This is a genomic window from Parasynechococcus sp., assembly GCF_042954245.1.
In the GTDB taxonomy this organism is placed as follows: Bacteria; Cyanobacteriota; Cyanobacteriia; order PCC-6307; family Cyanobiaceae; genus Parasynechococcus.
In genome coordinates this window covers 1-15073 of record NZ_JBGKDP010000255.1, presented here as the reverse complement: position 1 = coordinate 15073, position 15073 = coordinate 1, and the positions used below count along the sequence as shown (strand labels likewise).

At 54.2% G+C, this 15073-nt stretch carries 11 protein-coding genes and 2 pseudogenes; 5 read left to right on the top strand and 8 right to left on the bottom strand.

From position 1 onward, the window contains the following. Window positions 1-16 precede the first annotated feature (16 nt). The 5 genes and pseudogenes from ACGVJ8_RS11740 to ACGVJ8_RS11720 form a co-directional block, all read right to left on the bottom strand. Entirely contained in the window at window positions 17-268 is a 252-nt protein-coding gene (locus ACGVJ8_RS11740; protein ID WP_392348308.1) for an EAL domain-containing protein, read from the bottom strand. Window positions 269-776: 508 nt separating this feature from the next. Further along, window positions 777-1340: pseudogene (locus tag ACGVJ8_RS11735) on the bottom strand (GGDEF domain-containing protein). A gap of 2802 nt (window positions 1341-4142) precedes the next feature. Further along, window positions 4143-4922, bottom strand: coding sequence for a dihydropteroate synthase (folP, locus tag ACGVJ8_RS11730; protein ID WP_392348304.1), 780 nt, complete (start codon window positions 4920-4922; stop codon window positions 4143-4145). A 43-nt stretch (window positions 4923-4965) separates the two neighbouring features. Beyond that, window positions 4966-5697 carry a triose-phosphate isomerase gene (gene tpiA / locus ACGVJ8_RS11725; protein WP_392348302.1) on the bottom strand — a complete coding sequence of 244 codons (732 nt, stop codon included), beginning with the start codon at window positions 5695-5697 and terminating at the stop codon, window positions 4966-4968. 32 nt (window positions 5698-5729) lie between these two features. Next, on the bottom strand, window positions 5730-5927 hold the full coding sequence (locus tag ACGVJ8_RS11720; protein ID WP_392348306.1) for an RNA-binding S4 domain-containing protein: 198 nt from the start codon (window positions 5925-5927) through the stop codon (window positions 5730-5732). 39 nt (window positions 5928-5966) lie between these two features. Between ACGVJ8_RS11720 and ACGVJ8_RS11715 the strand changes: the two genes are divergently transcribed. Then, window positions 5967-7712 (top strand): ABC transporter ATP-binding protein, encoded by a 1746-nt coding sequence (locus ACGVJ8_RS11715; protein ID WP_392348300.1) that lies wholly within the window; start codon window positions 5967-5969, stop codon window positions 7710-7712. Window positions 7713-7761: 49 nt separating this feature from the next. Further along, the gene (locus ACGVJ8_RS11710; protein WP_392348297.1) at window positions 7762-7992 is read left to right on the top strand and encodes a DUF6447 family protein; all 231 of its coding nucleotides are present in this window, start codon (window positions 7762-7764) and stop codon (window positions 7990-7992) included. A 60-nt stretch (window positions 7993-8052) separates the two neighbouring features. Here ACGVJ8_RS11710 and ACGVJ8_RS11705 read toward each other — a convergent pair whose 3' ends face one another. The 3 genes and pseudogenes from ACGVJ8_RS11705 to carB all read right to left on the bottom strand — a co-directional run bounded on the left by ACGVJ8_RS11705 (window position 8053) and on the right by carB (window position 13382). Then, on the bottom strand, window positions 8053-9405 hold the full coding sequence (locus tag ACGVJ8_RS11705) for an alanine/glycine:cation symporter family protein (RefSeq protein ID WP_392348295.1): 1353 nt from the start codon (window positions 9403-9405) through the stop codon (window positions 8053-8055). A 75-nt stretch (window positions 9406-9480) separates the two neighbouring features. Beyond that, window positions 9481-10023: pseudogene (locus tag ACGVJ8_RS11700) on the bottom strand (DUF3386 family protein). Between the two features lie 35 nt (window positions 10024-10058). Beyond that, on the bottom strand, window positions 10059-13382 hold the full coding sequence (gene carB / locus ACGVJ8_RS11695) for a carbamoyl-phosphate synthase large subunit (protein ID WP_392348293.1): 3324 nt from the start codon (window positions 13380-13382) through the stop codon (window positions 10059-10061). Window positions 13383-13486: 104 nt separating this feature from the next. On the opposite strand from carB, the gene ACGVJ8_RS11690 reads away from it, so the two are divergent. From ACGVJ8_RS11690 to ACGVJ8_RS11680, 3 genes are read left to right on the top strand one after another with little or no spacing between them, the layout of a single operon-like run. Next, a complete protein-coding gene (locus ACGVJ8_RS11690) occupies window positions 13487-14122 on the top strand; it encodes a DUF3318 domain-containing protein (protein WP_392348291.1) in 636 nt (211 codons plus the stop codon). Further along, a complete protein-coding gene (gene rsfS, locus ACGVJ8_RS11685) occupies window positions 14115-14471 on the top strand; it encodes a ribosome silencing factor (protein WP_392348289.1) in 357 nt (118 codons plus the stop codon). The genes ACGVJ8_RS11690 and rsfS overlap by 8 nt, the downstream gene beginning before the upstream one ends. Window positions 14472-14482: 11 nt before the next feature. After that, entirely contained in the window at window positions 14483-14977 is a 495-nt protein-coding gene (locus ACGVJ8_RS11680) for a CGLD27 family protein (protein WP_392348287.1), read from the top strand. Window positions 14978-15073: the final 96 nt, after the last annotated feature.

The window sequence follows — 15073 nt, the reverse complement described above, 5'->3', positions numbered from 1 at the left end:
TCTTCACCTTACTTTGCTAGTTAAACAAGAAGCTCTGACCCGGTTTGCAGCCAAGAGCTGTCAATACCTTGAGTTGATCTTCTTTTTCTATACCCTCTGCGACTAACTCCACATCTAGTACTCTCGCCATCCAAATCACTGTTTTGATAAGAGCCTGCTCAATATCACTTTCTATTTGTTTAATGTATGACTGTTCTAACTTAATCCTCTCTACTACAATATGTCTCAGTATTGATATCGATGCGTATCCTGTTCCGAAATCATCAATTGCAAACCTGACCCATCTTTCTCAATTTATTCATATTTTTTTGCTATTTCTATATTACTTGCAAATATGGTCGCTATTGCCTCTACTTAAATCTGATTGCAATTAAGTCCCGTCACGCTTAACTGATTTAAAAATCTTTCGGGAAAGTTCATGTCCAATAGCTCTATAGTGCTCACATTGACAGATAGTTTCTGATTCTCCTCAAGTTTGAGTTGGTTCATGAAAATCTTTCTGCCAATTTTTTTGATTACTTCACTTGTGATATCTCTCACCTGGCCAGTTTTTCAGCTATCTCGATGATTGCTTCGATATCAGTTGCAATATCTTTGTATCTGAAAATGCCTCACATCCATGGATTCTGATGTTTTTGTTTACTTCTTGCTAGTAATACGCAAATTGGTTGTATTTTAACTTCGATTCCTCTATTCTTTATTGCGTTTATTAATTGCTCTTTAATAGTTTCTATTTTTATTGCCTCCTTTTTCACTGCTTCCTCGGAAATTTTGTTCTATCTCGTTCCTCTCCTTTTGTATTTATACAATGCTATGTCGGCATAATCTAAGATTGACATCGTTTCGTCTATTTGCATCTTATCAGTATATATTTCTATACTGCATTGATATTTTAACTCTATTCCTCTAGCAATAAATGGTTTTGATATTTTCTTTCTAACCTTTTCTCCCACGTAGAAATTTCTTGAATCGATTTCTTCCTTACCGCCATATCTAAATTTCGCGATGACCACGAATTCATCCCCTCCTATTCCTTCTACAAAATCTGTTCATCTCAGACATGCTTTTAATCTGTTGCTTATTTCTCTCAGATATAAGTTGCCAATTATGTATCTATTCGTATCGTTCAAGTGCTTAAAATTATCCATATCTATTACGAAAAGTGCATGACTTATATTTTTTCTCCATCTCTCAGTGCTTATCTCCTCTAGTTCGATTTCAAATAATGCTCTGTTTGCTAATCCTGTCAGATTGTCACTGAATAGCTTTGCCTCAATTGTCTTCTTCCCAATACCATTTTCATTCAGAAAAGCTTCAATTAACTTGTCTTTTTTATGCATTCCATACGCCAATCTTGAGTGCATCCTTCAAAATTACTGTTTTGAGATTCATCTTCTAGGCTAATTCCTAATGCATCACATAATTTTTTTGATACTAATGCTTTTTTCTACTCTACTCCCACCCGCCATTGCTATTTGCCTCGAATGCCATTCTTATGCTTTGTGCTGCAGTTTCTTCTAACTTTCTTTTGCTTGCTAAGCTTTCTTTCTCTTATTTATCGATTCTTTCTTCACTTTACTTTTTTATATTTCTGATTATTAATATCAGCATGAATTGAATTCCACTGCATAGGTCGTTGTTGCCATTAGTAGCTGCATTTTTATTTCCTTATATTCAGATTTTACTCTTACATTTGCCTCTATTTGACCGACAATATCATCTCTAGCTCTAATTATCACCTTAACCCTTTTTACCTTTTCTTTGTTAGTTTCTACCTGTTTCTTGCTTGCTTTGGCTACTATGTTTTTTGCCCATCTTCAAATCTATATACTTCTGTATTAATTAGTTCTTCATTTTACCTAATAGTATTTTCGATGTCTTCCCCTATTCTTCCTAAGTTGTTGATTTCTAGCAGTCTACTTAGACCTGTTGCTAGTGGCATAACTTCTCTGGCTATCTCTTCTTCTAAAACTGCTATATTTACAGCACTAAGTATTACTACTGATACCACTATTGCGCATATATGTTTTATTCTTTCCTGATATATTTGCCAGTTTAGCTTTTTCCTCTTGATTTTTTTGTTCGGTTTACGTTTTGCTCACCTTTGCTGTTTATAATTTCATCTAATCTACATCTTCCTTCTTTCTTGGCAGCTTTTTGCTGCGTAATGTTGAGATCTGGTTTTTTCTTTCTATTTCATTTTTGTATTAAGACTCCCTGTCTTCCTGCTCCTCATTTTTCTTTATTCCTATCTACCGCAATTGCTTTTAGTTTTATTTTTAAAGTGATTCCGATTTTTGTTCCTAGTTTGGTGAGATATATCTATTGTGCGAATAGATGCTTCATTCCTTGCGAGCCGTAGTGAGCAGTATTAACGGCTTCAAGAGGTAGAACTCCTTTTTCGCATAAGCTTTATCCATAGCCTGTTGTTCCTTGCTAAAGACTTTGATTTGTTTTGCCTAATGAATTCTTTTTTTGTGCTTTTTCCTTCTCGCTTTTTGCCAGTAATTTGATTTGGTGTCGATTTGTCTTGTGTTGATTCTAAGGCGATTGATCTTTGATGGAATTTCTCTTTGGGAGGCTTGCTGTTATTAAACCGCATATTTCTTAATTGGTTCTGTCTTGTTTTGGGTATGGTCAACTTAGTGAGAGTCTGTAAAATCTCTCCTTTGCACTTTTAGGCAGCGTAATCGATAAACTTCCCGGTTAACATTTTTAGGTCGGTATTCGTCAAGACATTTTCCTGAGCGGACTTCTTATTTTTTAGGTCTTTAATATATATACTCCCCAAGGATGCTGATCTAAGTCTAATCTCATCGAGTTTACAATCCAATTCTTTGTGAGGGCACCTTCTCTTGGGTTTTTTGTGTCCTTTGTGGAATTATTCTCTAAGTGCTATGTATTGATATGCTCTTCATGTTTAGCAATGGTTGATTTTCCTGCTCCTCGCTGTATGCGATGTTTAGGCATATTCCTATGTCTTTGATGGCGCTGCCAATAAAGTATTCTCTTGTTCTTCTTCTGATATTCTCGCGGTGATGTGTCAAACATCTTTTTATTGTCTCCATTAATTCTTGATATTGGCCTCAAGTTTTCGTTCCTTATTTTGTTTTTTGGCTCTTATTTGGGCAAAGTAAGTTGTCATTTTTAAGTTTTCTGTGAACTCCTAGGGGCTCTAATTGATGAAGTTTATATGTTTTTGTTTCTGATGACATCCTACTCGTTGAAACGCATGCCTGCTAATTGTTGGTGGTTATACCGCGAGTGTTTGCTTTCGGGTGAAAAATTTCGATATGGCTTATCTCCTGGTTTGTTGGTCTTAGCTGCGCTGTAGCCCTATCACTTCTCTGTAATAGGGTGTATGCCCTTACTAAGGATTGCTTGTTGATTTCAATCTAATTGCCGTGATTTCTCCAGTGAGCAGCTGAATGCTCTGCGGTATAACTTTCTGGCTTTTAGATATCCATAAGTGGAAGGTGATTCGGGGTGTAGATATTGAAATTTCTTACTCGAAAGTCATGTCGCCATCGCAATCTCTTCTCCATACAAGCAGATCCCTGGGTCGTTGGGTCCTTTGCTTACGATTGAGTCCTGGTCGGACAGGAATCCACTTGCGACGTAGGTTCCGGGAATTGGACGATAGGTTGCACGTTTGTAAGTTGGAATCGGTTGATTCCTCACAGTTTGAGGATGTCGTACGCACCGGATCCGGCGATACCCATCACCGGCAATGTTGATGTTTGCAATCGGCAAGGTCGTTGAAAGCCGTTGATGAAAACACTGAGGCTGGCTCGATCATCGCTGCATTTCTTCCAGGTTTTCAGTAGTAGGTCATTCCAGTGCTCCACAGCCCACATGTCGCTGTCAATCAGGAGCTGAAAGTCTCCCCGCTGTAAACACCCTGGGCCTGTCGTCGGGCCCAGCAAGCCGCGGCTTTTAGCTGCTTCGAACCTGATGATCTCCAGCTGCGCATGATCCGGAAACGCGCTGACTCTCCCAGTTCAGCGGGTTGTCATCAGCCAGTTGCAGGCAGATGCCGAAGTGCAGGCGCTCTGGCTGGGCCGCTCAATGGATCAGGTTGTGAAGTGTGGCCGGGAGATCCGGATCCCGGTAAGTTGCGATCTGAATAAAAATCGTGGAGCTCACCATAGTGTTGCCGCCATGCGCAGCGTCTGGCTTATTGGGCCCACATCGTGCACTCGCAGCACGGCAGCACCCGCCTGAACGCAGCGGCAGGCCACGGCAGCGGTTCCCCAGAGCCGCGCCTTGGGGCGTGGCTCGTTGAGTACGGCACCGATGAAGCGTTTGCGTGAAGGGCCGATCAGCACCGGTCGTGCTCCTGCTGTGATTTGTTCCAGATTCATTAACAGCTGCAGGTTCTGCTCGTGGGTCTTGGCGAAACCCAGACCCGGATCCCAGATGATTTGGCTCTCACGAACGCCGGCTTGAATCGCAGCTTCACTGCGCTCCAGCAACGCCTCTTTCACATCCGTCACGACATCGGCATAGGTCGTGAACCGATCCATGGTTTGGCTGTCACCACGGCTGTGCATCAGCACCACCGGACAGCCCGTATCGGCGACCACGCGCAGCAGATCGGGATCTCGCCTGCCACCACTCACATCATTGATCCAGTTGGCACCTGCTTCCAGCGCTTTGGCCGCTACCGGCGCTAGAAACGTGTCGATGGAGATCAAGGCCTCGGGGCAGCTATGTCGGATGGCTTTTAGTGCTGGTAGAAGCCGCCGCAACTCCTCTTCGGCGCCCACCTCCTCTGCTCCAGGTCGGGTGCTTTGAGCCCCCAGATCCAACACGTCCGCACCACGGCTCAGTTGCCTTTGAGCTTCAGCAAGGGCCCGTTCGCTCGCCAGAAACCGTCCTCCATCGCTGAAGGAATCCGGAGTGACGTTGATCACTCCCATCACTGCTGTGCGTTGGCGCCAATCCGGGGGCCAGCCGCCTAAATCAAGCCGCTTGGTAGTTGGCAATCCGTCCAAAGCTTTCGGGCTCCAGGGAAGCACCCCCTACCAGCACCCCGTCGATATCGCTCATGCTCATCAACTCATCAATGTTGCTGGGTTTGACGGACCCGCCGTACTGAATCACCAGGTCCGGTGAGCCCACCCAGCTTCGAATCAGACCACAGATGCGGTTGGCTTCTTCGGCTGCGCAGGTTTTGCCTGTGCCGATCGCCCAGATCGGTTCGTAGGCCACCACCAACTTCTCGGCATCGAGACCCTCGAGTCCCTGTTCGATCTGGCGGCGGATCACCCGTTCGGCTTCGCCCCGTTCGCGTTGTTCATCGCTTTCGCCAACGCAAACGATCGGAATCAGACCGTTGGACTGGGATGACTTGGCCCGGTGGTTGATCTGCTCGTCACTTTCACTGAAGTATTTCCGTGGTTCGCTGTGGCCCACGATCGTGTGAGTAACACCATGTTCCTTGAGCATCGCTGGGGAGATCTCTCCAGTGAAGGCACCTTGGCCTTCCCAGTGCACGTTTTGGCTTGATAGGCAGACGCGGGAGTTCTGGCTGAGTTCTGCCATGGTCGACAGCGCGGTGAAGGGTGGTGCTAGCACCAGGTCGCGGTCGTCAGGGGTGTCAGTAACCAATGGCAGGAAGGCTTCCATGAACTCCCTCGACTGGGCACAGGTCATGTGCATCTTCCAGTTGCCAGCGATCACCGGTCTGCGCACGCCTTGCTTCCTCATGGAGTGTGGCAGCCAACTTACGGCCTGGTCGCGTTGTCGCTCCCGACAAAGGACTCCTCCCCAGCAAGCACAACCCGATCTCCCGGGGAAAGCTGACGTCCACGCCGGGTTTCAATGCTTCCATTGACCTCCACTTCACCCATCTGAATGCGTTGCTTCGCTTCACCGCCGGTGGAGACCCAACCCTTCCATTTCAGGAACTGATCCAGCTTCATTGGAGAGAGTTCTGAGCTCACCATTGATACTGTGCCGCGATGCTGACCCCATCCCAGGCCGGATTCCGCCGGCTGCTGCCGCTGCTTCGCCCCCACCTGCGGGAACTGCTCTGGGGGGGCTGCTGCATGGTGATTTACGTCGGCAGCTTTCCGCTGCTCGTGCAGCTGGCCGGGGACTTGTTTCCCGCGCTGGGGTCGGGTGATCTTGCTCGCGTAATTCAGCTGATCGGCCTGGCGTTGCTGATCTTTGCTGTTCAGAAAATCGCCCAGTTCGGTCAGGACTCTCTTCTTGCCGGGCCTGCATTGCTGGTGATTCAGGACTTACGGCGCGATCTGTTCCATTGCTTGCAGACCGTGGAGCTGGGAGCGCTGGAGAAGCTCTCGGCTGGAGATCTCACCTACCGTTTCACCGAAGACGCAGATCGCGTCAGCGAGGTGCTGTACAAGACCATCCACGACACGGTTCCCAGCGTGCTTCAGCTCGTTGCGGTGCTGGGGATGATGCTCTGGCTCGACTGGAAACTGACGCTGGCCATCCTGTTGCTGGCGCCGGTGATCGTCTGGCTGATCAGCCTGTTTGGTGCGCGCGTGATGGCGGCCACGGAACGCAGTCAGAAAAAGGTGAGTGAACTGGCCGCTCTGCTTGGTGAGGCAATCGAAGGTTTGCCCCTAGTTCGTGCTTTTGCCGCTGAGCCCTGGCTGCAGGAACGCTTCGAGACGGAAATCGATCAGCATCGGCAGGCCCGCCACCGCACCTACAGCCTTATGGCGCTTCAGCATCCGGTGGTTGGCACTATCGAGGTGGTGGGTTTGTTTGCCGTGCTGGCCCTCGGAGCCTGGCGGATTCAGACCGGTGATCTGAGTATTGCTGGGCTGAGCAGTTATTTGACGGGGCTGATAGTGCTGATCGATCCCATTGCCCACGTCACTAACAACTTCAACGAATTCCAGCAGGGGCAGGCGTCGCTCCGACGTCTGCGTGAGATCGAGAGAGAACCTCAGGAAGCTGCTGATCCAGTAGAGGCGCAATCCATCGGTACGCTCCGAGGCGATCTGGTCTTTGATCAGGTGAGCTTTGGCTATGAACCAGCCCAGCCGGTGCTGCATCAGCTGAATCTGCGGGTGGAGGCGGGGCAGGTGCTGGCCATCGTTGGACCCTCCGGTGCGGGCAAAAGCACCTTGCTGTCGCTTCTGCTCCGGTTCAACACGGTGCAACAGGGCGAGATCCGTCTTGATGGCACTGACATCAGCCTGATGCGCGCCCGTGAGCTGCGTCAACAGGTGGCACTAGTTTCGCAGCGCACAACCGTGTTCTCCGGAACCATTGCCGAAGCGATTCGGTTCGGGCGTCGTGCGACGGATGACGAGGTGCGAGATGCGGCTCGGTTGGCCAATGCGGATGATTTCGTCCGTGCTTTACCCCGGGGGTATGACACCCAGCTCGAGGAACGGGGAACCAATGTTTCTGGTGGACAACTGCAGAGGATCTCCATTGCCCGGGCGGTGCTTGGCAATCCAGGGCTGTTACTTTTGGATGAAGCCACAAGTGCCCTCGACGCTGAAGCCGAGGCTGCGGTGCAACTCGGCCTGAAGCAGGCGATGAAAGGACGAACCGTGTTGGTGATCGCTCACCGTCTGGCCACGGTGCAGGAGGCCGATCGCATCGTAGTTCTTGAAGAAGGAGCCGTTGTCGATCGAGGAACCCATGACGAATTGATGCAGCGTGGTGGGCGTTACCGTGAATTATGCGAGCGGCAGTTCATTCGAGATCGGCAAAAGTCTTGATTCCCTCTACGATCTGGTCGCCGGTACTTCGCAATCCCGGTGATGAACGATGACTGACTCTGCAGCCAACAACCCTGTCTTGACCTTTGAGGGCAAGCGCTACGACCTCAATACGCTTCCTGATGAGCTCAAGGAGCTTGTGCGTGGCATGCAGGTTGCCGACGCTCAGCTGCGGATGCACGAAGACACCCTCAAGGTTCTGGCGGTGGGCCGTCAGAGCTTGGCCACACAGCTCAATGAAAAGCTCAAGTCCGTGACTCCGTTGCCCGATCAGGGTTGATCTCCTGCCAATAGAAAGGGGGACTCAACAGCCCCCCCTTTTTATTAATCATCGTTGTGCTCAGTCGCTGAAGCTGTAAGCCTTGGTGAGTTTGAATACCGTTCCTGAAAGCAAGATCAAGGCCACGAGGTTGGGGAGAGCCATCAGGCCATTCAGTGTGTCGGCAATCGACCAGATCACTCCGCGGTCGCCGGCGACAGCACCGATCACGACAACAGCTACCCAGGTCAGACGAAAGGGAAGCACGGCGGACTCACCGAACAGATAGGTGGTGCAGCGCTCGCCGTAGAAGCTCCAGCCGAGAATGGTTGTGAAGGCGAAGACCACCAACCCCAGGGTGACCACCACGCCACTCCCGGAGATGCCGGTGTTGAAGGCAGCGATTGAGAGGTCTGCGCCGCTCAGCTTTTCGCCCGCTGCATCGAGGATCAGATTGGCTTTGGTGGTGATGATCACCAGAGCGGTCATTGTGCAGATGATCAGGGTGTCGATGAAGGTGCCCAGCATGGCCACCGTGCCTTGGCGAACGGGATCATCGGTTTTGGCAGCCGCGTGAGCGATCGGAGCGCTCCCCAGGCCTGCTTCATTGGAGAAGATGCCTCGTTTGAACCCCATCAGCACAACCTGACCGAGGGCACCACCGGCAGCTGCTTTGCCAGACAAGGCGTTGGAAAAAATCGTGGCGAAGGCTTCAGGCACGCTCCCCAGATTTGCCAACAGCACCAGAAGGCAGGCAGCGACGTAGAGGATCGACATCAACGGAACAATGGCAGAGGCTGCCTGGGCGATGCGCTTGATGCCCCCGATGACGACAGCGAAGACCAGAGCCGCTAAAACGACTCCGGTCGCTAGCTTCGGGATGCCGATTAGGCTTAAGGCCGAAGACACCTCAAAGGCCTGAACCCCATTGCCGATACCAAACCCTGCCAACATGCCGAAGAGGGCAAACAGGCCAGCCATCCAGCTCCAGCCACTGCCGAGTCCGTTGCGGATGTAATACATCGGCCCACCCACGTGGTTGCCGTCTCCATCGGTTTCGCGGAAGTGAACCGCGAGCACTGCTTCGGCGTACTTGGTCGCGATGCCGAAGATCGCGATGATCCACATCCAAAAGACGGCACCAGGCCCACCAACGGCGATGGCCCCGGCAACACCGGCGATGTTTCCCGTGCCGATCGTGGCCGACAACGACGTCATCAGCGCTTGAAAGGGGGTGATCTCTCCTTCGGTTTGTGATTTAGCAGGACGCAGCATCATTGAGATGCCATAGCCCAGCCGTTGCAGCGGCATGAACCGCAGGCCCACCATCAAAAGGATGCCCGTCGCGGCAATCAAAAGGACGGTGGGCCATCCCCAGACGATGCTGTTGATTGGGCCATTGATGGCCTGAATGGTCGACTCGACTCCGCCCATGTCTTTTAACAGCTTTGGGCGGATGGTCTCACAGCCGGCTTGCACCGGCAATCAACTGAGAGCGATTCGAGATCTTCAAAAACGGAAGGTCTGGCTTCCGGCAGGGGTATCGCCATGGGCTTCGGTGGTCACGACACGCTCGGTCAGCACCCAGGGACCATCCCCAGGCAGAGCAGCGAAGCTGTCTTTGAAGCTGCTGCGGCCGCCCCGGGCTTCTCCCGTTGCCAGGTCGGCGTACTAACTGATGTAGGTGTGGCTAAGGTAGCCCCCACCCGTATCGGTAACATCGGTGGTGTAGAGCGTCACGACGGTGCCACCGGCTGTGAAGGTGTTCTCACCGTGGGTCTGCTCGAAGTTGCGACGCACGCGATGGATCACGACTTCCCAGAGCTGGGAATTCATCGTCTTGAGGATCTCTCCGTTTTTAATGCCTTCTACCTTGGCTTTGAGATCGGCGCCGATCTCAAACTTGCCCTCGACCTGTTAATCGCCTTGCTGCCAGATGCAGCGTCCGCGGTAGCCGGAGAATCCAGGCGCCCAGATGTAGCGGTTCTCGTAGACGCGACGGAAGTCATCACGCAGGTCGCGTCCAGGCTTAACGGGAACGGAGGCTGTCACAGCGGTTTGGTGGCTCCTGCAACCCTATCGGTGGCCTAACGCTGCATGGCGTGGACGTCCTGCAAGGCATGGATGCTGAGCCTCGGCTGTTGCTGGAGCGCTGAGATCGCCTCCACCGCCGCCCGTGCTCCCGCGAGGGTCGTCACCGTTGGCACGGCGTAATCGAGCGCTGCCCGGCGCAGGTACTTGTCGTCATGGGCCGCTTGCCGGCCGATCGGTGTGTTGATCACCAGCTGCACCTGATTAGAGCGAATCTGATCCTCGATGTTCGGGCGCCCCTCGTGCACCTTTAGCACCGATTGCACCTTTAATCCCGCGTTGGCGAGCGCCTGAGCCGTACCTGAGGTGGCCGTGACATCGAACCCGAGTTCGATCAACCGAGCGGCGATGGGCACCAGCGCCTGCTTATCGCGGTCGTGGGTGGAGAGGAACACCGTCCCCTGGGTGGGCAGCGCTTCTCCAGCGCCGAGTTCCGCCTTGGCATAGGCCATGCCGAAACTGTCGGCGGATCCCATCACCTCTCCCGTGGAGCGCATTTCCGGCCCTAGCACCGTGTCCGCCCCGGGGAATCGCCGGAACGGCAGCACTGCCTCCTTGATCGATTGCAGCGGCGGCTTCGGTTCGCTGGTCATGCCGATGTCGGTCAGGGTTTCGCCCGCCATCAGTCGGGTTGCCAAGCGAGCCAGTGGTTGTCCTGTGGCCTTGGCGACGAAGGGGACCGTTCTGGAGGCGCGGGGGTTGGCTTCGATGATGTAGACCACTTCCGAGCCATCGGTGTTGCGCTGCACGGCGAACTGAAGATTGATCAGACCCCGCACCTCGAGGGTTTGCGCCAGGGAGCGACTCCAATCGCGAATCGTGTTCAGTGCCGCCTCGCCTAAGGAGACCGCGGGTAAGCAGCAGGCTGAGTCTCCGGAATGGATTCCCGCCGGTTCGATGTGCTCCATCAGACCACCGACAATCACAGTACCGGTGTGATCGCAGAGGGCGTCCACGTCCACTTCAACGGCATTTTCGAGGTACTGGTCAATCAGCACTGGATGGTCTGGCTCCACCTGCACGGCTTCGCGCATGTAGCGGTTGAGTTCCTCTTCGTCGAACACCACCTCCATGGCCCGTCCGCCCAACACGTAGGAGGGACGCACGACGACCGGGTAGCCCACTCTCGTTGCCACGGCCCGTGCTTCCTCCTCACTGCGTGCCAAGCCATTGCGGGGTTGGCGGATGTTCAGATCGCGGAGGATGGCTTCGAATTGTTCGCGGTCCTCGGCCCGGTCGATCGATTCAGGGGAGGTGCCCCAGATGCTGGTGCCGGTGGCGCGCCCCTCATCACTATCCAGCCAGCGCAGCAGAGGAATCGCGAGTTTCAGAGGCGTTTGTCCACCGAACTGCACCACCACGCCATCGGGACGCTCCGCTTCGATCACATTGAGAATGTCCTCCAAGGTGAGCGGTTCGAAGTAGAGGCTGTCGCTGGTGTCGTAATCGGTGGACACCGTTTCCGGATTGCTGTTCACCATCACCGTGGTGATCCCTTGATCCTGCCCTGCAAAGGAGGCATGGCAGCAGCAGTAGTCGAATTCGATGCCCTGCCCGATTCGGTTGGGTCCACCACCGAGGATCATCATCTTGCGGCCGCCCTCGCGGCGACTCACCTCGGATGAAGCGGGAAGGGGCTTGAGGGATCCGTCGGCCTGCAAGGTCTGCAAGGGACGCTCGTAGGTCGAGTAGTGATAAGGAGTGGAGGAAGCGAACTCCGCTGCGCAGGTGTCGACGGTTTTGAAGACGGCGCGAACATCGAGCTGATGACGCCGCTGACGCACCGACAATTCGTCGCTGTTGGTGTGCCAGGCGATCTGTAGGTCAGAAAAACCCAGCTGCTTGGCTTCAAACAGGCCGTCGGCATCCAGCTGATCCAGGATTTTGCCCTTGATCAGCCTTGCCTCCGCCTCAATGATCCGCCGCAGTTTGGCAAGGAACCAGGGGTCAATCCTGCTAATCCGATGAATCTCCTCATCGCTGCGTCCGCGTACCATCGCCGTTCGCACGCTGAGGATGCGCTCTGGAGAGGGGGTCCTCAGCTGGCGATCCAGCTCACCATCAGTGAGCTCCGGTTCCTCCCGGTCGCCTCCCCATCCCGAAAACCCCGTTTCCAGGGATCGCATGGCTTTCTGGAACGACTCTTCGAAACAACGACCGATGGCCATCGCTTCGCCCACCGATTTCATTGAGGTAGTGAGCACGGCCGGGCTGCCTCGAAATTTTTCAAAGGCGAAGCGCGGGATTTTGGTGACGACGTAATCAATGGTCGGCTCGAAGCAGGCAGGCGTCTTGCCGGTGATGTCGTTGAGGATTTCATCGAGGGTGTATCCGACGGCGAGGCGAGCGGCGATCTTGGCGATCGGGAAGCCTGTGGCCTTGCTAGCCAAGGCCGACGATCGGCTCACCCTGGGATTCATCTCGATCACCACAACGTCGCCGTTGTCGGGATTGATCGCGAACTGGATGTTGCTGCCGCCCGTTGCGACACCGATCTCCCGAATGATGGCGATCGACTGGTCGCGCAATCGCTGGTATTCCCGGTCCGTGAGGGTCTGGGCCGGAGCCACCGTGATCGAATCCCCCGTATGCACCCCCATGGGATCGAGGTTTTCGATGCTGCAGACGATCACGACGTTGTCCGCCAGATCACGCATCACCTCAAGCTCGAATTCCTTCCAGCCCAGGAGCGATTGCTCGATCAGGATCTGAGACACCGGACTCGCCTCAAGCCCGCTCTTGCAGATTGCTGCGTAGTCCTCGGGGTTGTAGGCAATGCCCCCGCCACTTCCCCCCAGGGTGAAGGCGGGCCTGATGATCCGGGGGAAACTACTGATCGCGGCTCCGACGGCTTCGGCCTCTTCTTGGGATGAGGCAATGCCCGAAGGGCAGACCTTCACCCCGATGCGCTCCATGGCCTGCTTGAACAGCAGACGGTCTTCCGCCTTTTGGATCGCTTTGAGGTCGGCACCGATTAACTCAACGCCAAAGCGTTCGAGGGTGCCGTTTTCCGCCAGGGTGACCGCCAGGTTGAGGGCGGTCTGCCCGCCCATGGTCGGCAGCAGAGCATCGGGTCGTTCCTTTTCGATCACCCGGGTCACGACGTCCGGCGTGAGCGGCTCGATGTAGGTGCGGTCCGCCATCTCCGGGTCAGTCATGATCGACGCCGGATTGGAGTTGATCAGGATGACTCCATATCCCTCGGCTCTGAGGGCCTTGCAGGCCTGGGTTCCGGAGTAATCGAACTCACAGGCCTGGCCGATCACGATCGGACCAGATCCCAGCAGGAGGATGCGACGCAGATTAGACCGCCTCGGCATGGGAAATCGTCCTTGGCCAAACAGATCAAGCCTCTCACGCGGCCTTGCCCCGAACGGGGGACTTGGCCTCGCTACGGTGAAGGGAGATCAGCACCAGAGTTGCAATGAGTGAGCTCCAGCGCCTGAAGGGGCTGCTGCCACCGGAAATGCAGAGCTGGGTGTTTGTGGAATCAGCTGCTGCAGCCGATCCTCCATTGATCACCCTTGAGGAAATCGGCCGGGATGAAGTGGAGATTCAGGTGGATCTCGACGAATGGGACTCCCTCGCGTTGGATCATCGCAATTTGCTGTTCTGGCATGAGGTTGGTCGGATCCAGAACGACACGATTCCCCGGGACGGTTGGGAGATGGCTGCTCTGGCCATCGGCCTCGGTGGTGCCATCGGTGAGTTGTGGGTTCAAGACGGCCTGCTCCTATTGATGGCCCTCGGTCTGTCCGGCTTTGCGGGGTATCGGCTCTATCTCAAGAAGAATTCTGAAAAACGCCTGCAGGACGCCATCAGCGCCGACGAGCGTGCGATCGATCTGGCCTGCCGATCTGGGTACAGCGTGCCGAACGCCTATCGGAGTCTTGGGGGCGCGTTGAAGGAGCTGGTCGAAAAGACCCGTAAGAAGCGCCGCCGCAGCTACTACGAAGACCGTCTCGAGGCGCTGCGCAAGAGTGCCAGCAAGGCCAGAGCTGAAATGGCCCAACAGGAGGGCTCACGCAGCTCCGTTACCAGCGAGAACGTTTATGGATAGCGAAAAGCTTGCTGAATTGGTGGCCGATGCCTGCGATGACCGCAAGGCCACTGATATCCGCCTGATCCGCGTCGATGAGGTGTCCAGCCTGGCTGATTGGATGGTGATTGCCAGCGGTCAGTCTGACGTTCAGGTGCGTGCAATTGCCCGGTCGGTTGAAGACTGCCTGGAGACTGAGGCAGACCTGCTTCCCTTGCGCAAGGAAGGGCTGAATGAGGGGCGCTGGGCTCTTTTGGACTACGGCGATGTGATCGTCCATGTGCTGATGCCCGATGAGCGCGGCTACTACGACCTTGAGGCGTTCTGGAGTCACGGTGAAAGCCGAACCTTCTTACGGTCGGTGAAGTAGCCGCTTGCCCAATGCCAGAAGCGGTGTCCTGCCCCGTTCCACCGGAGCAGCGGCCTCTTGAGGAATTTCAGCAGCTCTGCGAGTCATGGTTCTTCTCCTGGCCAGCGGGTCAGGAACCTTGCCTGAGACAACGCCTTGCGGGCTTCTGGCTGCTGATGCTGCCGGTGTGCAGCCTGATCGCCAGTGGGAGCTGGACCTTGAAGCAGGATCCGCCTCGGCTCCTGGCAGCCGCCGCTGTGGCAGCTCTTGTCCTCCCCCTGCTGTTGCTGGTGCGGCAATGGCTGGGCTGGACTTACGTCATGCAGCGGCTTCTGCGTGAATCCGTCGACTATGAGGAATCCGGCTGGTACGACGGGCAGATCTGGGAAAAGCCCCTGTCCTGGCGGGAACGGGATCTGCTGGTGGCCCGTCATGAGGTTCGCCCGATCCTTGGTCGTCTGGGACGAGCTATGGCCACCTCGGCGGGTTTGATGCTGGCCGGTGCCAGTCTCTGTCAGGCTCTCTGAATCAATCGGGGTGTCCGATGACTTTGCCCTCGGGCTTCAACCCTGCAGCCCGTTCTGGGTCAGCCCCCCTGGAGGTCTGCTTGCGGCGCGGATCGA